The sequence below is a fragment of the Oscillospiraceae bacterium genome, from assembly GCA_025757985.1.
GTDB lineage: Bacteria > Bacillota > Clostridia > Oscillospirales > Ruminococcaceae > Gemmiger.
The window spans coordinates 2,089,731-2,112,409 of record CP107210.1; the positions used below are offsets into that span (position 1 = coordinate 2,089,731).

At 63.8% G+C, this 22,679-nt stretch carries 21 protein-coding genes; 18 read left to right on the plus strand and 3 right to left on the minus strand.

The window, feature by feature from the left end:
- Positions 1–203: 203 nt before the first annotated feature.
- Together OGM67_10145 and OGM67_10150 are read left to right on the plus strand one after the other, a co-directional pair.
- On the plus strand, positions 204–512 hold the full coding sequence (locus tag OGM67_10145; GenBank protein ID UYJ33944.1) for a winged helix-turn-helix domain-containing protein: 309 nt from the start codon (positions 204–206) through the stop codon (positions 510–512).
- 105 nt (positions 513–617) lie between these two features.
- The gene (locus OGM67_10150) at positions 618–1,208 is read left to right on the plus strand and encodes a cytidylate kinase-like family protein (GenBank protein ID UYJ33945.1); all 591 of its coding nucleotides are present in this window, start codon (positions 618–620) and stop codon (positions 1,206–1,208) included.
- A 177-nt stretch (positions 1,209–1,385) separates the two neighbouring features.
- On the opposite strand, the gene OGM67_10155 is transcribed toward OGM67_10150, so the two are convergent.
- Complete coding sequence (locus OGM67_10155; GenBank protein ID UYJ33946.1) at positions 1,386–3,995, minus strand: TetM/TetW/TetO/TetS family tetracycline resistance ribosomal protection protein; 2,610 nt, start codon at positions 3,993–3,995, stop codon at positions 1,386–1,388.
- Positions 3,996–4,312: 317 nt separating this feature from the next.
- Between OGM67_10155 and OGM67_10160 the strand changes: the two genes are divergently transcribed.
- The 5 genes from OGM67_10160 to OGM67_10180 all read left to right on the plus strand — a co-directional run bounded on the left by OGM67_10160 (position 4,313) and on the right by OGM67_10180 (position 9,372).
- Entirely contained in the window at positions 4,313–5,515 is a 1,203-nt protein-coding gene (locus OGM67_10160; protein UYJ33947.1) for an MFS transporter, read from the plus strand.
- Between the two features lie 62 nt (positions 5,516–5,577).
- Positions 5,578–6,597 (plus strand): alpha-hydroxy-acid oxidizing protein, encoded by a 1,020-nt coding sequence (locus tag OGM67_10165; protein UYJ33948.1) that lies wholly within the window; start codon positions 5,578–5,580, stop codon positions 6,595–6,597.
- Between the two features lie 487 nt (positions 6,598–7,084).
- Positions 7,085–7,918: a transporter substrate-binding domain-containing protein gene (locus OGM67_10170; GenBank protein ID UYJ33949.1), complete on the plus strand. Its 834-nt coding sequence runs from the start codon at positions 7,085–7,087 to the stop codon at positions 7,916–7,918.
- Entirely contained in the window at positions 7,918–8,577 is a 660-nt protein-coding gene (locus OGM67_10175; GenBank protein ID UYJ33950.1) for an amino acid ABC transporter permease, read from the plus strand. The genes OGM67_10170 and OGM67_10175 overlap by 1 nt, the downstream gene beginning before the upstream one ends.
- Positions 8,578–8,595: 18 nt before the next feature.
- Positions 8,596–9,372, plus strand: a complete 777-nt coding sequence (locus tag OGM67_10180; protein ID UYJ36221.1) for an amino acid ABC transporter ATP-binding protein — start codon at positions 8,596–8,598, stop codon at positions 9,370–9,372.
- A 202-nt stretch (positions 9,373–9,574) separates the two neighbouring features.
- Here the strand turns inward: OGM67_10180 and OGM67_10185 are convergent, their stop codons facing one another.
- Together OGM67_10185 and OGM67_10190 are read right to left on the minus strand one after the other, a co-directional pair.
- The gene (locus tag OGM67_10185) at positions 9,575–9,946 is read right to left on the minus strand and encodes a RidA family protein (protein ID UYJ33951.1); all 372 of its coding nucleotides are present in this window, start codon (positions 9,944–9,946) and stop codon (positions 9,575–9,577) included.
- Positions 9,947–9,963: 17 nt separating this feature from the next.
- Positions 9,964–10,953, minus strand: a complete 990-nt coding sequence (locus OGM67_10190; GenBank protein UYJ33952.1) for an alpha/beta hydrolase — start codon at positions 10,951–10,953, stop codon at positions 9,964–9,966.
- Positions 10,954–11,166: 213 nt separating this feature from the next.
- On the opposite strand from OGM67_10190, the gene OGM67_10195 reads away from it, so the two are divergent.
- The 11 genes from OGM67_10195 to OGM67_10245 all read left to right on the plus strand — a co-directional run bounded on the left by OGM67_10195 (position 11,167) and on the right by OGM67_10245 (position 22,473).
- Entirely contained in the window at positions 11,167–12,615 is a 1,449-nt protein-coding gene (locus tag OGM67_10195) for a helix-turn-helix domain-containing protein (GenBank protein ID UYJ33953.1), read from the plus strand.
- Between the two features lie 42 nt (positions 12,616–12,657).
- Complete coding sequence (locus OGM67_10200) at positions 12,658–13,197, plus strand: NUDIX hydrolase (GenBank protein UYJ33954.1); 540 nt, start codon at positions 12,658–12,660, stop codon at positions 13,195–13,197.
- On the plus strand, positions 13,198–13,881 hold the full coding sequence (locus OGM67_10205; GenBank protein ID UYJ33955.1) for a methyltransferase: 684 nt from the start codon (positions 13,198–13,200) through the stop codon (positions 13,879–13,881).
- 183 nt (positions 13,882–14,064) lie between these two features.
- Positions 14,065–14,850: a hypothetical protein gene (locus OGM67_10210; GenBank protein ID UYJ33956.1), complete on the plus strand. Its 786-nt coding sequence runs from the start codon at positions 14,065–14,067 to the stop codon at positions 14,848–14,850.
- Between the two features lie 314 nt (positions 14,851–15,164).
- Positions 15,165–16,340, plus strand: a complete 1,176-nt coding sequence (locus OGM67_10215) for a glycosyltransferase (protein ID UYJ33957.1) — start codon at positions 15,165–15,167, stop codon at positions 16,338–16,340.
- Positions 16,337–17,347 (plus strand): hypothetical protein, encoded by a 1,011-nt coding sequence (locus tag OGM67_10220; GenBank protein ID UYJ33958.1) that lies wholly within the window; start codon positions 16,337–16,339, stop codon positions 17,345–17,347. The genes OGM67_10215 and OGM67_10220 overlap by 4 nt, the downstream gene beginning before the upstream one ends.
- A gap of 57 nt (positions 17,348–17,404) precedes the next feature.
- The gene (locus OGM67_10225; GenBank protein UYJ33959.1) at positions 17,405–18,517 is read left to right on the plus strand and encodes a glycosyltransferase family 4 protein; all 1,113 of its coding nucleotides are present in this window, start codon (positions 17,405–17,407) and stop codon (positions 18,515–18,517) included.
- Positions 18,510–19,418 (plus strand): hypothetical protein, encoded by a 909-nt coding sequence (locus tag OGM67_10230; protein ID UYJ33960.1) that lies wholly within the window; start codon positions 18,510–18,512, stop codon positions 19,416–19,418. Before OGM67_10225 ends, OGM67_10230 begins: the two co-directional genes overlap by 8 nt.
- 12 nt (positions 19,419–19,430) lie before the next feature.
- Positions 19,431–20,537: a glycosyltransferase gene (locus tag OGM67_10235; GenBank protein ID UYJ33961.1), complete on the plus strand. Its 1,107-nt coding sequence runs from the start codon at positions 19,431–19,433 to the stop codon at positions 20,535–20,537.
- Positions 20,534–21,469, plus strand: a complete 936-nt coding sequence (locus OGM67_10240; GenBank protein UYJ33962.1) for an alpha-1,2-fucosyltransferase — start codon at positions 20,534–20,536, stop codon at positions 21,467–21,469. The genes OGM67_10235 and OGM67_10240 overlap by 4 nt, the downstream gene beginning before the upstream one ends.
- Positions 21,470–21,483: 14 nt before the next feature.
- Complete coding sequence (locus OGM67_10245) at positions 21,484–22,473, plus strand: glycosyltransferase (protein UYJ33963.1); 990 nt, start codon at positions 21,484–21,486, stop codon at positions 22,471–22,473.
- Positions 22,474–22,679 lie beyond the last annotated feature (206 nt).

The following is a 22,679-nucleotide window of genomic DNA, read 5'->3' on the forward strand; positions in this document are numbered from 1 at the left end:
AACCATGTTGAAACTGTGGAAAACCCGGTGTAAACTGTCCAAAACCCACGATATATAGGTTTTGTTGAAATGTGGAAAACGCCCGTTCTTCCCATTTTTTAAAAAAATTACGGATTTTTCCGATTTTTGTAACAACTCGGAAACATTTATCGTTATTATAGATGACAGCACCCCCTACCCTATCTGAAAGGAGGGCCCCTATCATGACCCCGTATGATCCGTACATTGCCTACAAAGACCTGACCGTTGACCTGCGCGCCCACCGTGTGCGCCGCGCCGGCTGCGAGCTTTGCCTGACGCCGCGGGAATTTGCCCTGCTGGCCGTCCTTGTGACCCACTGTGACAAGGCCCTGAGCCGCAGCCAGCTTCTTGAGGCTGCATGGGGCTACGCCTTTATCGGCGAGAGCCGCACCGTTGATGTCCACATCAACCGGCTGCGCCGCAAGCTTGGGCTGGAAAACGACATCCAGACCGTCTACAAGGTCGGCTACCGGCTGAACAGCGCCAGTTGACTTTCCCGCCGGATTTGATACAATAAGGGTATGATGGCGTTATCGAGCCGCCCTGCGGTACGGCAGCGCCCTACACTTCCTGCTTACCTGAAGGAGGATCCTGCCATGAAGCGTATCATCACCATCGGCCGCGAGTTCGGCGCAGGCGGCGGCGAGCTGGGCCGCCGTCTGGCCCGGGAGCTGGACATTGCCTACTATGACCGCGACATTATTTTAAAGACCGCCAAGGCCAGCGCCCACCTGACGCCGGAGCAGGTGCGCCGCTGGGACGAGCGTGTCCCCCATGAGTTCGGCTTTACCCAGAGCCTTTTCAACTTCTACAACCGCCCCCTGAGTGAGGAGTTGTGGGATGCTCAGGTCCGCGCCATCCGCGAGATCGCCGACCGGGAAAGCTGCGTCATCGTGGGCCGCAACGCCGACTATATCCTGCGGGAGTTTGACCACTGCCTGCGGGTGTTCGTCCATGCCGACCGCAACTGGCGTCTTTTGCACATGCGCAAGCTGATGCCCGACACCCCGTTTGAGCAGCTGGAGGCCGACATGGACAGTGCCGACCGCGCCCGCCGCAGCTACTGCAAGCAGCACACCGGCCAGATCTACGGCGACAGCCGCAACTATGACCTGACCCTCTGCACCAGCAAACTCGGGCTGGACAAGGCCGAGGAAATTCTGCTGTGCGCAGCGAAGGAGCTATAAGGCAGATTGGGCGGTATCGGGAGCTTTCCCGGAGGGGTCAAGACCCCTCCCTACAGAGCTTTCGCCGCAGGGTTGTAGGGAGCGGTCTTGACCGCTCCGTGCAGCTGTGCCGGTAGCCGGAAACGATAAAACAGCAAATACAAAAGCCGCTGTGCATCTTTGGCACAGCGGCTTATATTATTCCTCCAAAAATTCGCGGATCTCCTTTTCGACCGCGTTGACCTCCTCCTCAAACGCACGAGCCGAAACGCGCAGCGCGCCGTGGCCCATCACGATGATCTGCTCTGCGCCGTCACTGCTGACCACGCGGATGCGATGCTCACGCGCCAGCTCATGGGTCGCACGCTCAATGTACATATCGGCGGTCTCGGCCTCCCGGGTGTAGACGACATAGAGGTTGTGGTATTTTTCGACCTCCCGCGCGCCGCCCCGCACCTTGTAGGCGTCAAACACCAGTATCGGCACACAGCGCTTATAGCCTGCGTAGTTGCACAGAATGTCCATCAGCCTGCGCCGCGCGGCGTCAAGGCTGCCGTCCGCCAGCCTGCGCAAGGCGTCCCACGCAAAGATGACATTGTAGCCGTCCACCAGCAGATAGTCCGGCCCGGCGGGCACAGGCGCAGCCGGCACGCTCGCCGCCGGGGCGGTGTGCAACGCCGCGCGGGCGGCCTTTTTGGCATCGTCAACGCCGCCGCGGCGCTTTATCTTGCCGTAGGTGCGTTCAAAAATTGCCAGCAACTCCTTATCCTGCTCCAGCGTGCCGCAGTAGGCGGAGGCCCGGCGGCGGCGCGCGTTGGCCTCGTCCTCCTCCTGCGTCTGCCCGGCGGCGGGTGCAGCACCCAGCCTCCGCTCCAGCCCGCTGGAAACATGGGCGCGGGCGGGGACCTCGTCCCACTTGACAAGATACCCGGCCCCGTGGGAGCAGAACACTGAATCCGCCGGGTTGTCGGTATCGGCATCGGGGTCATAGCCTGCGGCGGCCAGCACCTCATCGGTGTTGTGGCAGGCATCGTACCCGGCGGGCAGCACAGCCCACCGGCCCAGCCCGTGGGTGTAGGCTGCGACCTCCCGCGCATAGCCGCGCGCCGTGGCAACGGGCAGGCGGCCGGTCAGCCGCACCGTGTTTTCGGAATTCGGGAGTGTTTCAGGCGCATGGAAGCTGCCGCACATCCGCTGCACATCGGCCATGGCGCGGCCCAGTGCATCGGCAGGCAGCTCCAGCGTAAAATCGTACCACGGCTCCAGCAGCTGCACGCCGTCCCCGGCCGCAGCCATCCGCAGGCCCTGCCGCACGGCGCGGTAGGTCGCCTGCCGGAAGTCCCCGCCCTCGGTGTGCTTTTGGTGGGCGCGCCCCGCCGCCAGCGTGATCCTGACATCGGTCAGCGGTGCGCCGATCAACACGCCCGGGTGGGTGCGCTCGGCCAGATGGGTCAAAATCAGCCGCTGCCAGTTTTCGGCCAGCGTGTCGGGTGGGCAGTCCGCCGCCAGCTGGACGCCGCTGCCCCGGGGCGCAGGCTCCAGCAGCAGATGCACCTCGGCATAGTGGCGCAGCGGCTCATAGTGGCCGATACCCTCGACAGCCGCCGTCAGCGTCTCCTTATACAAAATGCCGCCCTCGCTGAATGTTACATCCAGCCCGAACCGCTCCTGCAGGATATTCTGCAAAATTTCCAGCTGCACCTCGCCCATCAGCTGGACATGCACCTCGCCGAGGTCGTCCCGCCAGTTCACATGCAGCTGGGGGTCCTCGTCCTCCAGCGTCTGCAATGCCTTCAGCAGGGTATGGGGGTCGGCTGCGCTCTCGACACGGTAGTTCAGCACCGGCTCCAGCAGCGGGGTATCGGCGTCAGCCTCTGCCCCAAGGCCCTGCCCGGGGCGGGTGGCAGCCGGTCCTGCCGCCGCCACGACCATGCCGGGGTATGCCTCGCTGACCAGCCGGAATTTGCCGCCGTTGTACAGCCGCAGCGCATCGGCCTTCTCGCCGCCGGGCAGCACCGCCTTGACCGGCAGCACGCCGCCCGTGATCTTGAGCCATGTCAGCCGTGTGCCCGCGTCCTCGCTGATCTTAAACACCCGCGCACCGAACTCCGGCCAGCGCGGCGGGGTGCGGGTCAGCGTCTGCAGCCCGCGCAGCAGGCCGTCCAGCCCGTCCAGCCGCAGTGCCGCGCCGAAAAACACCGGGAACACCTGCCGCCGCGCAATGGCCGTCACCACGGTCTCGGGCGAGGCCGCGCCGTTTTCCAGCACCTCGTTCATCAGCGGTTCACTGCACAGGGCCAGCGCCTCCGGGTCGGGCACGGCAGAAAAATCCACGCACCCGTCCCCGAACCGCCCGCGCAGCTCCCGCAGGCGGACGGCGGCATCAGCACCCGGCAGATCCATCTTGTTCACAAACACAAAGGTGGGCACCCGGTAGCGGGCCAGCAGCTTCCAGAGCGTCTCGGTGTGGGCCTGCACGCCGTCCGTGCCGGAGACCACCAGCACCGCATAATCCAGCACCTGCAGGGCGCGCTCGGCCTCAGCGGAAAAATCCACATGTCCCGGCGTGTCCAGCAGGGTCAGCTCGCACTCCTCGGCCCCCTCGGCGGCGGGCAGCGCCAGCACCGCCTGCTTGGCAAAAATCGTAATGCCCCGCGCCCGCTCCCGGCTGTCGGTATCCAGAAATGCGTCCCTGTGATCCACGCGGCCCAGCTTGCGCAGTACCCCCGCGCGGTAAAGCAGCCCCTCGGCCAATGTGGTTTTGCCGCTGTCCACATGGGCCAGCAGCCCAACGACCAGTCGTTTCATACCCGTTCCCCTTAGCTTTCAAAAATCATGCCTCTATTGTACAATTTTTCTTGCCATTTGGCAAACGCTGTGCTATACTTATCCCAAATTCACCGAGGAAGGAGAGCACCCCTTATGCGTTGGCAGTTTGGTGTTGTGTTCCAGAAAAAAGGAAATCCCTGACGTACTGACGCTGTAAGTGTGCCCTTTTTTACCTCGGTGACGCTGTAAGTGTGCAGTTTTTGCGCCCTGTGGCTTTGCCGCGGGGCGCTTTTTGCTGCCTTTTTACAAAAATTTAAGGGCACGTTTTCGTATACTATCATGAAAGGGTGTTCCCCATGAATTTACAAAAGCAGCTTCGCTGCGTGTATCTGCACGCATTTACCTCTACCCTGCGCTTCACCGACGCCGTCTGGGTCGCGCTGCTGGCGGCCCGCGGCTTTACGCTGGCGCAAATCGGCCTGGCCGAGGGCGTTTTCCACGGCGTCAGCCTACTGTGTGAGGTCCCCAGCGGCATGGCCGCCGATTTGCTGGGGCGGCGGCGCACGCTGATCTTCAGCGGTGCGCTGGGCGTTGTCTCCGCCGCCACCATGGCGTTTGCGCCCAGTCTCGCGTTCATCTGCGCGGGCATGGGGCTGAAAGCGCTGGGCTACAACCTGCTCTCCGGCACAACGGAAGCCCTGACCTACGACAGCTTGAAAACCGCCGGACGGGAGCGCAACTACATTAAAGTTGACGCCAAAGCGTCAATCTTCATGAAGCTAGCCTCCGCCCTCGGCGCACTGGCCAGCCTGCTGGCCGGGGTGCTGACCTCGGCGGGCTACTACCTTGCGGACGCCGCGGTCAGCGCCGTCTCCGCCTTGGCCGCGGCCAACCTGACCGAACCTGTCGTCACCGACGAACAGGCCGCCCGCGAGAAGCACATCTTACAAGAATTGCCCGCCCGGCTGCGTGTGCACATTTTGGACAGTCTCGACTGCCTGTGCAGCAGCACACCGGCGCGGCGCATTATCATGGCCGATGCCGTCATCTCGCTGCCGTCCTACCTGACCTCGATGTTCGTCCAGCAGCGGCTGACCCAGCAGGGCTGGGCCATGAAATGGCTGTTTCTGCCGGGTCTGCTGGCTGGGGCCGCGGGCATGGCGGGCGCATCGCTAGGCCGCCGCCTGCACCCCAAACAGCTGCGCGCGCTCTATTTCGGCTGTGCGCTGCTCGTCGCCACAGGCACGCTTCTGGCGGGCGCGGCCCCGGCGCTGCTCTGCGCCGCTGGGCCGGTACTCGTGCAGGGGGCACTCTCCGTCTGGTTCCTGCACAGTATGCAGCGGCTCAACGACGCGATCCCCAGTGACCGCCGCGCAACGCTCATCAGCGTGGACAGCATGGCCTACAGTCTGCTGATGATCCCCGCCAGCCCGCTTGTGGGCCTTGTGGGCGACCTGACCGGCCAGGCGGGTGCAGGGCTCTGTGTACTGTGCGCACTTGTCGTCGTCAGCGCCCTTGCGGCCGCGCACAAAACGCGCTATAATGACCGCGGAGCATAATTACCCGATTTTTGCAGGGGCCGATGCTCGCATCGGCCCGCAACTCAGGAGGCAAAATCCAGATGACCTATAAAGAAGTTCTTGAATCCGCGCGCGGCCAGATGGGCCCCTGCCATGCCTGCCCGGTATGCAACGGCCGCGCCTGCGGCGCCACGATTCCCGGCCCCGGTGCCAAGGGCAGCGGCACGGTGGCGATCCGCAACTTTGACGCCTGGCGCGATGTGCGGCTGAACATGGACACGATCCACGAAAATTTTGAGCCGGACACCGCGCTCCGCATCTTCGGCCGCACCTTTAAGTACCCCTTCTTTGCCGGGCCGGTGGGTGCTCTGGCGCTGCACTACGGCGACAAATACAACGACCTTGACTACAATAACATTCTGGTCCCCGCCTGTGCGGCGGCCGGCATTGCCGCCTTTACCGGTGACGGCACGAACCCCAAGGTCATGGAGGGCGCGACCACTGCCATCGCCGCCAGCGGCGGCGCGGGCATCCCGACCGTCAAGCCGTGGGACAACGCGACCGTGGCGCAGAAGCTGGCGATGACCCGCCAGTCCGGCTGCTTTGCGCTGGCCATGGACATTGACGCCGCAGGGCTGCCGTTTCTGCAGCATCTTGACCCGCCCGCGGGCAGCAAGACCGTGGAGCAGCTGCAGGAGATTGCCAAAAGCGCAGGTGTGCCGTTCATCTTAAAGGGCATCATGACCGTCAGCGGTGCTGAAAAGGCCGTTGAGGCCGGGGCTGCCGGCATCGTTGTGTCCAACCACGGCGGCCGCGTGCTGGACGACTGCCCTGCCACGGCGGAGGTTCTGGCCGACATCGTGGCCGCAGTGGACGGCCGCGCCAAGATCCTTGTGGACGGCGGCATCCGCACCGGCAACGATGTGTTCAAGGCGCTGGCTCTCGGCGCGGACGGCGTGCTGATCGCACGGCCCTTCGTCACAGCCGTCTACGGCGGCGGGGCGGACGGCGTTGCCGCCTACACCGAAAAGATCGGCAGCGAGCTGGCCGACACGATGCGCCTGTGCGGCGCGCCGACCCTCGATGCCATCACCCGCGATATGGTGCGGATCATCAAGTAAAAAGCAACAAAAAATACCATGCCTCCCGGTTGCAAAAACCGTCGAAACATGGTATTCTTTTTATGCCGCTTTATGCGGCGGGCACTGCACATACGGCAGGCGGTTGGTCTTCCCTCCCGAAAGGAGGTGAGATCATGCGTTTTACATTTACGTTTTATGTGGGTCACAAGACCATTACATTGAGCATCATTGTAAAAAGCAAGAACCGCCACTCTGCCAAGTGACGGTTCTTAGGTCTAATCTAATTACCCTAGCTTGAAAGAGACCAACCGCTTGTCGCAGTGCCTTTTTCTATGTTTATTATAACGCTGTGCAGTCTCTTTGTCAAGCCGCAGCCTCTCGCCCCCACCCCTGCATAAATATTCTTTTTTCTGCAAAAATTGCCCAAACCTCTTGCATAACCTGCGGTTTTGCATTACTATTAAAGAACACCACCGCTTTAAATCGGCAGTGTGAGGGATTTGTGCAAAGTATAGGAGGAGTTATCATGAAAAAGCTTATCAGCACCGTTCTGGCACTTGGCATGGCGGCCGGTCTGGCCGGCTGCGGCAGCAGCGCCGCCGCGACCCCCGCCAGCACGGCGGACGCCGTTTCGACCGAAAGCACCGCAGCCGCCGACACCGACCTCGCCTACATTCAGGGCAAGGGCAAGATGACCATCGGCTACACCGTCTATGAGCCGATGAACTACACCGATGCCGACGGTAACTTTACCGGCTTTGACACCGAGCTTGCCACCGCCGTCTGCGCCAAGCTCGGCGTTGAGCCTGATTTTGTCGAGATCAACTGGGACACCAAGGTCGTTGAACTGGACGCCAAGAGCATCGACTGCATCTGGAACGGCATGACCCTGACCGATGACATCATGGCCAACACCGCCTGCACCAAGCCCTACGCCAAGAACGCGCAGGTCGTTGTGATGAAGGCCGATGCCGCCTACGCCTCCACCGCCGATCTGGCGGGCAAGACCGTTGTGGCCGAGGCCGGTTCCGCCGGTGAGAGCGCCATCAGCGAGGACGAGAGCCTGTCGCAGGCAGAGTACATCAGCAAGAGCGTGCAGACCGACTGCCTGATGGAGGTTGCCGCCGGCACCGCCGATGCCGCTGTGCTGGACCTGACGCTGGCCACCGCCATGATCGGTGAGGGCACCGACTACGCGAACCTTGCCATCAAGGACGAGCTGAACGCCGAGGAATACGGCGCTGCCTTCCGCAAGGGCAGCGATGCCGCCGAGGCCGTGAACGCCGCCTTTGACGAGCTGAAGGCAGACGGCACGATGCAGGCCCTTGCCGACAAATACAGCCTGACGCTGGCCGACTGATGGGCGAGGCAGCAGTCATCTGGGGCCGCCTGACCGAAGCCTTCTGGCTCAACTGCCAGCTGTTCGGCCTTACCTTACTGTTCGCACTGCCGCTGGGGCTGGTAGTGTCGTTCGGCTCCATGAGCAGGCTTGCCCCGCTGCGCGGCGCAGTCAAGACCTTTGTCTGGATCATCCGCGGCACACCGCTGATGCTGCAGATCCTTGTGATTTATCTAGGCCCCGGCCTGATGGGCTTTGCCAGCCCGTGGCCGTCGGGCGGCAGCGGCCGTCTGGTGGCGGCCGTGGTGGCCTTTGCCATCAACTACGCCTGCTATTTTTCTGAGATCTACCGCGGCGGCATCGAGGCTGTGCCCAAGGGCCAGACCGAGGCCGGGCAGGTGCTGGGCATGACCCGGACCCAGATCTTTTTCCGCGTCACGCTGCTGCAGGTCATCAAGCGGATTCTGCCGCCGATGGGCAACGAGATCATCACCCTCGTCAAGGACACCTCGCTTGCGAATGTCATTGCCAACAAGGACATCATCATGATGGCGAAGGAGTACAGCGCCAAGGGCCTGATCTGGCCGCTGTTCTCCACGGCGGTGTTCTTCCTTGTGTTTGTGGGTGTGCTGACGCTGCTGTTCGGCTGGCTGGAAAAGCGGCTGGACTATTTCCGATAAGGGGGTGCAGTCATGGCATTGTTGGAAGTAAACGGCATCGGCAAAAGCTTTGGTGCCACAAGCGTGCTGCGCGGCATCTCCTTTGATCTGGCCGAGGGGGAGGCGCTGGCGATCATCGGCTCCTCCGGCTCAGGCAAGACCACGCTGCTGCGCTGCCTGAATTTTCTCGAGACGGCCGACACCGGCTCGATCACCGTTGCGGGCGAAACGCTGTGGAGCGCCGCCGACACCCGCACCCAGAGCGAGGAGGCCATCCGCAAAAAGAGGCTGCATTTCGGTCTGGTGTTCCAGAACTTCAACCTGTTCCCCCAGTACACCGCGCTGCAAAATGTGATGCTGGCCGGGCAGCTGCTGGCGCGGGAACGCCCCGACTACAAGCAGAACAAGCGCCGGATTCTTGCCGAACTCGAGGAGCAGGCGCGGGCGCTGCTGGCGCAGATGGGCCTCTCCGACCGGGAGAACCACTACCCGCACCAGCTTTCGGGCGGGCAGCAGCAGCGCGTGGCCATCGCCCGCGCCTTGGCGCTGCACCCCGACATCCTCTGCTTTGATGAGCCGACCTCGGCCCTTGACCCCGAGCTGACCGGTGAGGTGCTGCGCGTCCTGCGGGAGCTTGCCGCGCACCGCACCACCATGATCATCGTCACCCATGAGATGAAGTTTGCCCGCGATGTGGCGGACCGCATCCTTTTTATGGACGGCGGCGTTGTGGTTGAGCAGGGCAGCGCAAAGGATCTCATCGACCACCCCAAAGAGGAACGCACCCGCCAATTTTTGGCAAGCTACGGGAAATAAACGAAACCGGCAGACCGTTCGATCCAACGGCCTGCCGGTTATCTGTTTCTGTAGGGAGGGGTCTTGACCCCTCCGCTGCGCTTTGCGGCCGGCGCTCACAACATGGGTCACGCCGTAGGGGCGCATTCTATATGCGCCCGCGCCGTTCGCGGCGGCGGAAATGTTCCCGGGCGGATACGGAATCTGCCCCTGCAATGCGTTTTTACCGCACCGCGATGCACTCGATCTCCACAAGGGCGTTTTTCGGCAGGGCGGCGATCTGCACGCAGCTGCGCGCGGGGAAACCGCCGTGGAAATAGCTGCCGTAGACCTCGTTCACCGCGCCGAAATCCCCCAGATCCTGCACGAACACCGTTGTCTTGACAACGCTGTCCAGCGTCAGGCCTGCCTCGCCCAGCACGGCCTGCAGGTTCTTCAGGGCCTGATGGGTCTGGGCCTGCACACCCTCCGCCAGTGCGCCGGTCGCGGGGTCAAGGCCCAGCTGGCCGCTGCAGTAGACCGTTGTGCCGGTATCCACCGCCTGGGCATAGGGGCCGAGGGCGGCCGGGGCGTTCTTTGTTGCAATTCGTTTCATAACCTTATACACTCCTCTTATGCTTGTTTATCCTTGTCAGCCTCGGGCGGCCAGACAAAGCCGCGCCGGGTCAGGCAATCCTGTAAAAAGTCGGTGACCTGCGCCGTGTAGGCGGCGTTGTCGTGGTAGTAGCTCACGGCGTGCTCTGCGCCGTGTACGGTCAAAAATTTCTTACCTTTCGCGCGGCAGGCTTCATAGTTGCGCCGCCCCATCTCATAGGGCACAAAGCCGTCCGCATCGCCGTGGACAAAAAAGATCGGCACCTTGCTCTGCGCGGCAGCGGCGGTGCAGTCGGCGTCCTCGGGGTCAAAGCGGCCGAACAGGATCGCCCCCAGCCGCCCAACCGCATAGGTCAGCCCGACCGGCATACCGGGCAGGTATTCCGGCAGACATTTGCGGGTGATCTCCCGCGGGCTGGTATAGCCGCAGTCCGCCACAACGCCGCACACATTGTCCGGCAGGCTCAGCCCGGCCGCCAGCACCACAGTGGCCGCCCCCATCGAAACACCCATCAGGAAGATCGGCACCTCCGGCCCGAAATGACTGCGCGCCCAGACGGCCCAGTCCCGGGCATCGTAGCGCTCTTTGACGCCCATCGTAATGGTGTGCCCGCCGCTGTAGCCGTGGGCGCGCTGGTCGGGCAGCAGCACATTGTAGCCCAGCGCCGTGCAGAGCGTGTAGCCGCCCAGCCCGTCCCGCGTGGCATAGCCGCGGTATCCGTGGAAGATGATGGCCAACGGCGCACCGTCGGCATGGTGGTAGTACCGCGCCGCCAGCGGGGTGCCGTCCTGCGCCGTGATATGCACCGGCTCAAACCGGTCGCGCGCCAGCGCATCGGCATCGGGGCCCATCGCCTTGCGGTAGCACTCGCGGGTTGGCATGTCCGCCGGGGAGGGTACCTGCGTGGTGGGCTTATTGTAAAAGCCCACGCGGTAGACACCGTAGGCAGCGCCCAGCACCGCCGCACCGGCCGCTGCAGCCGCCTTGAGCAGGGGATGCTTTTTCATGGGGGATCACCTCAGTTTCCATTGCTGTATTTGTTCCGATTATAGCAAATTCCCGCCCGCACCGCAACGCTTTGACAAAAAAGTTCACACTTACCACCGCGCTGTTTTCGCGGTATAGTATACTTATTTATGACCCACTCCGCAGGGGGTCAAAGTATACGCCGGTCTTTTCATCGGCTTTACCGCACCTGCTACAATTCAAGAGGGTTTCCCATGAGTGAACTGACGCAAAGCCTCCAGATCGCTGTTACCCGCTATCCCGGCACGATGGCAGAGCTGGCGCGCCGCACCGCCATCGACCGTTCCACCCTGTACAAGATCATCAACGGCCAGCGCACACCCCGGCAGGAGCAGCTTGAGCGCCTGGCCGAGGCCCTTGAGCTGAATGACGAGCAAAAGGACACCCTGCTGCTGCAGTACAAGCAGCGCGGCCGCTCCACCGACCCACGGATCCGCACCGAGCTGCACAAGCTGCTGACCACGGCCTGCACCGTGCAGGAGTCTATCCGCCATGAGGGCGTAGCCCCCAACACCGCCTTTTCGGAGATTTCCTGCACCGACCGCTATGTCGAGGGGCCGCGCGCTGTGGGCGCACTGGCCGGGGCCCTGATCGCCCGCCACCTTGCATCGGGCGATACCCGGCCGCTGCTGCTCTCCCCCTTCACCAATCCCGTGCTGGACAACGCCCTGATCGAGCGCTTCTCGGTGGCGGACGGAGAACCCGCCGCCGTCGCGCAGCTGCTGCTTTTTGCGCAGGATCGTAAGATACCGCGCCACCTTGCCTCCGACATTGCCAAACTTACCCATACGCTGCCGCTGCTTTTTCTGCCCAAGATGCGGTATGATGCCCGCATAGCCTCCTGCATCACCGGTGAGCCGATTCCCGGCGCCCTGATGCCGGTCTACCTGCTCCTGCCGGAGAGCGCGCTCCTGATGGACCGCCTCGGGCAGAAGGCGCTGCTCGTCACCAACCGCAAGGCGGTCGAAAGCCTGCGCCTTTCGTTCAGCCGCCAATATTTTGATGCCTCCTCCGTGCTGCGTCTGACCAGCGGCAAGCATGATTTTCTCGAGTCGATGGCGCTGTACAGCGGCCTGTTTGCACGCCGCAAGCGGTGCAGCATGATCCGCTACCAGCCGCCCTTTTCCCTGCTCGCCGACAAAGAGATGGCACTGCAGGTCCTGCGCCTTGACGATACCCTGCGGGAGCTGCTGCCCTCGATGCTCGACTATCTGGCAAGCTGGAGCCAGCAGACGCCGGACATCTTTTTCTGTGAGGAGGGCATCCTGCAGTTTGTGCGCAATGGCCTGATGTTTGACCTGCCACCGTCACTCTACGACCCGCCTGCGCCCGAGATACGGCGCAGGCTGCTGCAGCGGCTGCGGCAGGCCGTTGCAGCCGACCGGCAGACGCTGCGCATCGTGGACACCACCCAGCTGCCCCTCTCCCCCGCCATGAGCGTGAATGTTTTTCAGGGCGGCGGCATCGTTTTCTGTCAGGCTACGACCGCGCCGGATGAGCTGTTCTGCCGCGAATATCTGCTGGAGGATCCCGTCCTGACCGATGCGATGCTCGGCTATCTGGACCTGTGCCGCGCCGGGGAGCGGGTGCGCAGCAAAAAATATACCCTCGACTTTATTGATTATTGTCTGCGGCTGCTGTAAAATGGTCTTGTGTATCACCCGTTTGTAAAAGGAGAAAACGCCATGGCACATACCGAGACCATGCTGGAAAGCAAAGAGATCTTCAATGGCCGCGTCATCCGCGTCACCGTTGACAAGGTGCAGCTGGAGGACGGCTCCACCTCCACCCGCGAGATCGTCCATCACCACGGCGGGGCCTGCATCCTGCCCGTTGATGCAGACGGCAATATTACACTGGTACGCCAGTTCCGCTATGCCTTTGGGGAGGAGATCTGGGAGCTGCCAGCCGGCAAGCTGGAGGCCGGCGAGGACCCGTTTGAGGCCGCCAAGCGCGAGCTGAGCGAGGAGTGCGGCCTGACCGCCGACCACTTTGTCGATCTGGGCATCGTCTACGCAACCGTCGGCTATGACAGCGAGAAGATCTACCTGTGGGCCGCCACCGGCCTGCATGAGGTCCGCCAGCATCTGGATGCCGGGGAGTTCCTTGATGTCGTCAAAATGCCGTTTGACAAGGCGCTCGGCCTTGTGATGGACGGCACCATCAAGGACAGCAAGACTCAGGTGGCCCTGCTGAAATACGCGCAGCTGCGCGGCAAAGCCTGAATGGGCGTTGAGATACTGGACCACGGCACCCGCGTGCTGACCGCGCCGGGCGCGACCTTCGGCACCGATGCGCTGCTGCTGGGCCGCTTTGCCCTGCCCCGCCGGGGGGAGCGCGCGCTCGATATGTGCAGCGGCTGCGGCATCATCTCGCTGCTGTGGCACGATGCCGGCCACCGCGGCCCCTGCACGGCACTTGAGCTGGACGCCGCGGCCTCCGCCCTCTGCGCGCAGGCCGCCGCCGACAACGAGGCCGACCACATCACGCCGCTCTGCGCCGACCTGCGGCAGTTCTGCACCGCCGGGCCGGAGCAGGGGCAGTATGATTTTGCCGCCTGCAACCCGCCGTATTTTGCGGCCGGGCCGCGCAGCCCCGACCCGCGCCGGGCCGAGGCCCGCCATACCGACAGCTGCACCACCGCCGATGCTGTGGACTGCGCCCGCCGCGCCCTGCGGGACGGCGGCCGCTTTGTGCTGTGCCAGCGCCCCGAGCAGCTGGCCGAGATCTTAGCCGCCCTGCGCGCTGCCCGCCTTGAGCCGAAGCGGCTGGCCTTTGTCAAAAACCGGCCAAACGGCGCACCGTGGCTCTTCCTTGTCGAGGCGCAAAAGGGCCGCCGCACCGGCCTGCGCGTCGAGCCGGATGTGCTGATAACGAGTGGTGCGGCGATGTATGGGCCGAAGGGTTAGGCGTGGCATCTGAAAAATGCAGTAGGGGCGGGGCTCTGCTCCGCCCGGGGCATCTTTCCGGGTGAGCAGCTTTCCCGGAAAGATGCTGTATGGGCAAAGTTGGCGGGCGGAGCAAAGCCCCGCCCCTACATATGTGGCAAGGCAAAATACATACAAAATTTATAGAATCAGGAGAACACCGTCATGGGACTTTTTCATCAGAATTTTGACAAACCGGGGCCGGGCGTTTCGCCCAACGCCCCCCGCAAAAAGGGTGCTGCCCGCTATTTTGAGGTGCTGGCCCGCGATTTTTCCACCTTCTGGATGGCAGGTCTGCTCGCCATGATCAGCAGCCTGCCCTTTGCGCTGGGGCTGTGGTTTGCCGTCACGACCCACTCGCTGATCCCGATGCTGCTGGCCGGCATTCTGGGCGGCATGCTGGCCGCCCCGCAGATCGTGGGCCTCAACGATACCGTCCTGCGCGCCCTGCGCGATGAGCCGGGCTACTGGTGGGTGACCTACCGCCGCGCATGGAAGCGCAACGCCAAGGCCGCGCTGCTGCCCGGTGCCATCTGCGGCCTGCTGCTGGCAATGGAGATCTTCACCGCATTCCATACCGAGGCCGGCAGCGTTGCCGTCATGGTGGCGATCTTTGTCGCACTGATCCTGCTGGCGGGCATCGCGCAGTACCTCTACGCCCAGGTCGCGCTGGTCGATCTGCCGTTTTCCAGCCTGCTCAAGAACTCTCTGATGCTCTTTTTGGGGTATCTGCCCCGCAGCGCGCTGGGCATCCTGTGGCAGGGCCTTTACTGGGCCGCCATCGCGCTGTTCTGGCCTCTGTCCGGTGCTGTGCTGATCCTGACAAGCCTCTGGTTTCCCTGCTCGCTGAGTCTGCTGGCCATCTACCCTGCCCTGAACAAGAGCTTCGACCTTGAGGCGAAGATCAAGGCAATGCGCGATGCCCAGCTCGACAGCCACGACGAGGACTGACCCCTTGAGGAACGCAAGCTGCGTTCCTCTTTTTTATTGCCGCCTCCTTTTGGGCGCGGCTTTTGCCATCTTGCACCCCACTGCAAAAAAAGGTATAATAATAAAATAGGTTTATTTTAGGCAATACCGCATAATTCTAAGTGCCGATACGGCGAGCGAGGTGCGGCAGCTGCTAAGCCAAAAGCGCAGATAATACTTTGTGTATTATCGAGCATTTTGGCAACGCAGATGCCGTGCCGCAGCCGCCGGAGCGGTGCTTAAGCCGTTAGGCGGGAATTGTGCGGTGTTGCCTTTACACCCAAGGAGGCCGCGGCTTGAAAATTCTGCTGATACACTGTCATTACCGGCTGCCCGGCGGCGAGGACGCCGTCTTTGCCGCGGAGCGCGCCCTGCTTGAGCGCCGCGGCCATACCGTGCTGGTGTATGAGCGCAGCAATGAGGAGGCCGCCCACGGCCTTGCCAAAGCGCTGCTGCCGCTGCACGCAGTCTGGAACCGCCGCGCTGCCCGCGAGGTCTGCGACCTCATCCGGCGGGAGGGGGTCGAGGCCGTGCATATCCACAACACGCTCCTACTGCTCAGCCCCGCCGTGGTCCGCGCCGCCAAGCGCTGCGGCGTGCCGGTCGTGCAGACGCTGCACAATTTCCGGCTGTTCTGTCCCAACGGCATCCTGCTGCGGGACGGCGCCGTCTGCGAGGATTGCCCCCGCCGCGGCTTGCACTGCGCACTGCAGCACCGCTGCTACCGCGGCAGTCTGGCGCAGACCCTTGTGGTCGCCGCGTCCTACCGGCTGCACCGGGCGCTGGGCAGCTGGCGCGGTGTCTGGGTCACGACCCCGACCGAGTTTGACCGCGAAAAGCTGCTGGCCTTCAACAGGCTGCGCCCCACCTTTGACGAGAGCCGCCTTGTTGTCAAGCCAAACCCCGTCAATGTGCCCGCCGGGCCGGTCATCCCGTGGGAGGAGCGCGACCGCCGCTTCGTCTTTGCCGGCCGGCTGGAGGAGCTCAAGGGGCTGCGCACCGTCATTGAGGCGTGGCGTCTGCTGGGCGACACCGCACCCGAGCTGCTCATCGCCGGGGACGGCCCGCTGGCCGACTGGGCGCGCGCACAGGCGCTGCCCCGGGTCCGGTTTCTCGGCCAGCTTGAGCGTGCGGAGCTGCACCGTCTGATCGGCGCAAGCTATGCCGTCATTGCCGCAAGCCTCTGCTATGAAAGCTTTGCCCTTGTCCCCGCCGAGGCCCACGCCCTCGGCACGCCGGTGCTGGCCAGCCGGATCGGCAATGTGGGGGCCTCGGTGCGCCCCGGGTTTGACGGGCTCTGCTTTGCGCCGGGCGATGCCGCCGCGCTGGCGGGGGCCGTGCGCGCCCTGCGGGCCATGCAGTTTGACTGCGCGGCCATTGCCGCCGCCACCCGCCGCCGCTTCAGCGAGGAAGAAAACTACAGAACTCTGATGAAATTATACGGCCGCCGCGCCGCCGAGGAATCGCTATGAACCAGTTTTACCGCGCCCTGCAGATGCCGCCCAGACGGCTGCTGCGCAAGCTTTTGGGCGAAAAGGAAGTCTACACCATCGCCGTGCGCCCCCGCCCCACAGCCGAGGGGACCGAGCCGCTGCCCGCGCTGGACGGCGGGGCCTACACCCCCCTGCCCGGGCGCGAGGGCTGGTGGTTTGCCGACCCACTGCTCTACCGCCGCGGCGGCCGGCGCTGGCTTTTTGCCGAGGCAATGGACCTTTCTACCGGCAAGGGCCGCATCGAGGTCTGCGAGCTGCATGAGGACGGCACGATCGACGCTTGGCAGCCCGCGCTGGAGGAGGACTTTCACCTCTCCTTCCCGACTGTCTTTGACTGGAACGGCGAGATCTGGATGCTGCCCGAAACCGGCAGCGACCACAGCCTGCGGCTCTACCGCTGCCGGGCGTTTCCCACCGGGTGGGAGCTTGTGCAGCGCTTTGCGACCGATGAGGAGCTTTGCGATGCCATTCTGCTGGACCGCCGCGCCGAGGCGCTGACCATCCTGTGCAGCGAGACAAAGCCCGACAACCAGCTCTATGTCCGCTACCGCCGCTATACCCTGCGCCATGCCGTGCAGGAGTCGGCCGCCCTGCCGCCGCAGGGCCCGTTTGAGCTTGTACCCGATGAGACCTACAACCTGCAGCACCGCGACTTTGACCTTGTCAGCCGCAACGCAGGCCCCCTCTTTGTGCTGGGGGAGCAGATCATCCACCCCACGCAGGTCAGCTCGACCGTGGACTACGGCCTCTATCTGCAGTTTCTGGCCCGGCGCGGCAGCTCCGAGATCCCGCTGTGCGCCGCCACGCCCCAGAATGTCACCATCACCGGCATTGCTCCGGCGGACCTCATCGGCGTACACACCTACTGCCGCGATGACCAGCTGGAGATCCTTGACGCGCGGTATCTGACCCGCCTGCCCAAAATCGAGAAAGCCGCCAAGCCCGCCCCGGCGGACGAACCGGCCCCCGGGGATACCGCCCCGTAACGCCCCCGCTGCGGGGCGCCGTCTGCCTTTCTCTGTAAAAGAGGTACACCTATCCACATGAAAACCATCGTCATCCCGCAATTTTACCGCGGTCCGTCCGGCCAGCGCGGGCTGTACAACCGGCAGGAGGTCGGCCTTGCCCGCGCCTTTGCCGCGCTGGGCTGCCGCGCCGTTGTCCTCTACCCGGAGCCGGGCGCCAAGGCCCCCCGCATCGAAACGCCGGAGCCGAATGTCAAGATCTGCTATATGCCCGCCGCCGCCTTCGGCGTGCAGGCGTTTTATAAAAGCTGGCAGATCCTGCTTGATGAGCAGGCGGACGCCGTGCATGTCATGGGGGACAATTCCCTCGGCGTGCCGGGGCTGTACCGGTTCTGCCAAAAGCACGGCATCCTGTTTTACAGCCAGCTCGGCGCACTGAAAAGCACCTCCAACAGCGCCGTTGTGCGCCGCGTCATGGATCTGCTGCTTGGCCGCAACCTTGCGGTTTACCGCAAAACACCGACCTACGCCAAGACCCCCGCTGTGGCAGCCGAGCTGGAAAGCCTCGGCGTGCCCTGCGCCGGGCTGATGCCCGTGGGGCTGGACACCGCCATCATCCCGGCGGTCCCCGGCAGTAAGGCGGAGATCCGCCGTGCCCTCAAGATCGACGAGCAGGCCAGGGTGCTTGCCTTTGTGGGGCGGCTCGATGCCTACAAGCAGCCGCTCGACCTTGTGCCGCTGCTGCAGGCCGCGCCGGACTGGTACGCCGTCATCATCGGTCAGGGCGCGCTGAGCGGCGAGCTGACCAGACAGCTGGAGGAGGCCGGCCTCGCCTCCCGCTGCCGCCTGATCGCCCAGCTGCCCAACGAGCAGGTACACATTTATTATCATGCCTGCGATGCCTTTGTGAACCTCAACGAAAACGAGATCTTCGGCATGAGCCTGTTGGAGGCGATGTACGCGGGCTGCCCGCCGGTGGCACGCCACGCCCCCGGCCCCGACCTTATCATTGAGAACGGCGTCAGCGGCCTGCTCTGCAGCACAGTGGCCGAGATGGCCGCCGCGCTGGACAAGACCGATACCGCCATGGGCCATGCCGCCCAGACCCGTGTGAACGAGCATTTTCTGTGGCAGAACAGCGCCGAGCTGGCGCTGACCCTGCTGCCCAAAAAGGGAGCCGCCCATGGATAACGATAACCTGCTGGTGCAAAAGGCCGCCGACCTTTACCGCGGCCTGCGCTTTAAAATGAAATACCGCGGCGTGCCTATCCTGTCTGCCGGGGCCGGCAATGACCTTGCGCGTGATCTGCTGGAAAGCGGCCAGCCCTTCCTGTTCGGCCGCTGCGGCGCGACCGAGATGCGCACCGCCGCCGACTACCTGCACAACGGCGGCCGCCCGTTTGCCGACCGCACCCGCGCCGACATCCGCAACCTTTCGGGCGTTTTCCCAACGGATGACGCCGCGCTGGAGCGGTTCTGCAAACTCTATATCCGCACCGCCCAGAGCGCCGAGCTGCTCGCGCTCTGGAATGTGGGTGCCGAGCGGGAGGTCATACGCGGCTGCGATGCCACCCGCTTTACCGAGCTGCGCGCGCTGGAGCCCTACTACCACACCCGCCCGTGGAGCGCCGCGCTCGCGGGCAAGCGGGTGCTGGTCGTGCATCCCTTCCGCAAGACGATCCTCTCCCAGTATGAAAAGCGCGCGCAGCTTTTCCCCGGCAGGGACATCCTGCCGGAGTTTGCCTCGCTGACGGTCATTCAGGCCGTGCAGGGCCTTGCCGGGCAGGACACCGGCTACGACAGCTGGTTCGATGCGCTGGACGCCATGGAGCACAAGATGGACGCCGCCGACTACGATGTTGCGATCATCGGCGCGGGTGCCTACGGCCTGCCGCTGGCTGCCCACGCGCGGGACACCGGCCATGCCGCCATCCAGATGAGCGGCGCGACACAGCTTTTGTTTGGCATCAAGGGCCGCCGGTGGGATGACCATCCCGTCATTTCCAAGCTCTACAATCCCGCCTGGGTCCGCCCCGATGAGAGCGAGGGCATCACAAACAAGGAAAAAGTGGAAGGCGGAAGCTACTGGTAATCGGAGAACTTTATGCGTATCTTAATGATCAGCAACCACCTCGGCGTGCAAAGCGGCGTCCAGCGGTATGTGCAGAATCTGCTGCTCAACCTTGACACAGACCGTTATCAGATCGACCTGTTTGTGGGGCAGTGCCCGCCCGACCAGACCAGCACCGCCCCGGCACTGGAGGCGCACGGCGTACACATCATTGCCGTGCCGGACCATAAAAAGGACCGCATCCGGGCGCTGGCCGCCCACCTGCGCACCCACCGCGACTACGACATCATCCACTACCACACGGCCAGCAAGATCGGCGCGCCGGTCTGCGGCATGATGCGGCTGCTCTGCCCCCGGGCTAAAATCGTGGTACACAGCCACATCGTCTACCCGCCGCTTACGCTGACCTGGCGGGCGGCGCATCTGGTCTACCAGCTGTTTGCCGATTACTTCCTCGGCTGCGGCGTGGCCGCCGGCCGTTTCGTCTTTGGCAGCCATATTGACGAAAAGCCGAACTTTTCCGTTGCCTGCAATGCGGTAGATCAAGAGCGGTTCCACCCCGATGCCGCCGCCCGCGCCGCCACCCGGCGTGCATACGGCATTGCCGACACCGACCGGTTGGCCGGGTTTGTGGGGCGGCTCAACCACCAGAAAAACCCGCTGTTTTTGATGGAGGTCTTTGCCGCCATGGCCGCGCAGGATGTGCGGTGGAAGCTGATGCTTGTCGGCACCGGCGAGAAAGAGCCGGAAATGCGCGCCGCCGCCGAGGCCCACGGCCTGACCGACCGTGTGATTTTTGCGGGCGTGCAGAGCAATGTGCCCGCCTTTATGAACGCCTTCGACCTGTTTTTGCTGCCCAGCAATTTTGAGGGCAGCCCCGTCACTCTTGTCGAGGCGCAGGGCTGCGGCGTGCCGTGTCTGGCCTCGACCAATGTGCCGGATGACGGCTCGGTGACCGAGCTGGTGCATTTTCTGCCGCTGGCCGCACCGCTCTCTGACTGGGCCTCCAAGGCGGACGCCATCGCCCCGGGCGGTGACCACGCCGATCACTGGCAGACCCTTGCCGCCGCCGGGTATGAGCTAAAGACCGCTGCCCGCCGCATGGAGCAGCTCTATGATAAGCTGGGAGGGCAGCCATGATCTACGCAGAGCTGGCCGGGGGACTCGGCAACCAGATGTTCATCTACGCCTTTGCCCGGGCGCTGGGCCTGCGCTGCGGCGAGGGCGTGACCCTGCTGGACCGGCAGGACTGGCGGGACGGTGCGCCCGCCCACACAGTCTGTGCGCTGGGGGCGCTGAACATCAGCCCCGAGGTGGAAATTCTGGCCGATTCAGGCTTTGCCAAGTCGCATCTGCCACGGCAGAACGCCGCCAAGGCGCTGATGATCAAATACGAGCAGCGCCGCGGCCTGCTGGCGCGGGACTGGCACGGCTTTGAGGCTGCCGCCGCACCGCTGCTCAACACGCTGGGCCTGCACTTTGCCACCGACGGCTACACGCCGGTACGGCGAGGGAAAAGCAAAGATTTCCTCGCGTGGGGGTACTTCCAGAGTGAGAAATATTTTGCCGAATTTGCCGATGTTATAAAAACCGAGCTGCGCAGCAAAACGCCCCCGGCGGGGGCGTATGCGGCCAAGCTGCGCGCCGCCGTCTGGCCGGTCTGCGTACATCTGCGGCGCGGCGATTACCAAAAGCCTGAGAATGCCATCCTGCAGGTCTGCACCCCGGCGTACTATGCCCGTGCCATCGCCGCCGTCAAGGCAGCGCACCCCGATGCCACGCTCTTTGTCTTTTCGGACGACATTGACTGGGCGCAGGCAAACCTGACCACCTGCGGTCTGCCCGCCGTCTTTCTGCCCCGGGGCGAGGCCGCTGCCGACCTTGCGCTTATGCAGCTCTGCCATGGGTTTGTGGTAAGCAACTCCACCTACAGCTGGTGGGCGCAATACCTGGCTGAGGCCCCGGATAAGCAGGTCTGGGCCCCGGACAGGTGGTACGCGCATACGAAAGACAGTGCGCTGTATCTGGATGGGTGGAAACTTATAAAGGCTTCCCCCTTGGGGGAAGCATAGAGAAGGAGAACGTTATGCCGCGATTTTCTATTATTGTACCGGTGTATAATGTGCAGAATTACCTCGCGGCGTGTGTCAAGAGCGTGGCGGAGCAAGCGGGGGAGCGCGATTGGGAGTGCATCCTTGTCGATGACGGCTCGACCGATCTGTCGGGCCAGCTTTGCGATGCCCTTGCCGCTGAGATCCCCGGCCTGCGGGTCATCCACCGGGAGAACGGCGGTCTGGCCGCCGCGCGCAACACCGGCCTGCAGGCCGCGCAGGGCGACTGGCTGCTGTTTTTGGACAGTGATGACGCCATGGCCCCCGGCCTGCTGGAGGCACTGCGCGCCGCACTGCCCGCCCACCCCGGGTATGACTGGTTCATCGGCCGTCATCTGGAATGGCAGCCGGACGGCCGCCTGACCGCGCATGACGGCCTGCATCTGGTGCCCGGCCCCTTTGACAGCACCGATTATGCGGCCCGCCTCAAGGCCCTGTACAGCGCCGGACACTGGTCTGTCTGGAAATACTGCATCCGCCGGTCCTTTTTGCAAAAGACGGGCGTGCAGTTCCTGCCCGACTGCTGCTGGGCCGAGGACTGGCCCTTCGATCTGGAGCTGCTGCTCCACTGCGAGCGGCTGTACTTTTTGGATGTGGTGTTCACACACTACCGCGTGGGGCGGCAGGGCAGCCTGCTGACTGACGCGAAGAACCTGCCCAAGCGGCTCAAGGGGCTGGCGGCGGCCCAGCGGCGGCTGGCGAAGCTTTCGGCCAGCGGCGCGGTGGATGCCGCGACCTATGCCGTCATGGAGGATGCGGCCGCCGATGTGTTCTGGCCGCAGGCCCGCACGGCGGCGGTAAAGGATGCCGCCATCCGCAAAGCGTGTCTGCCCTATCTTGCACAACTGCGCCCGCTCTACGCCTGCGGCACCGAGGTCACGACCCGCCGCGACTGGCGGCTTTTCCAAAAGCTGATGCAGACCTTCGGGCCGAAATTTACCCTGTGGGCGGCGAGCCGCCGCTAAAGGCTTCCCCCAAGGGGCTGTGCCCGCAGGCGCGTGTCGAAGCGTAACCGCCGTAGGCGGCTCTTGACGCGGAGACTGAAGCTGTCGCCGTAGGCGACTGATGAGGGCTAACCTCGCCATCACCGCCCATTAACGGCTTACAACTCATACTCTCCCCTCATCCGGCCTTCCGGGCCACCTTCCCCCTCGGGGGAAGGCTTTTGTGA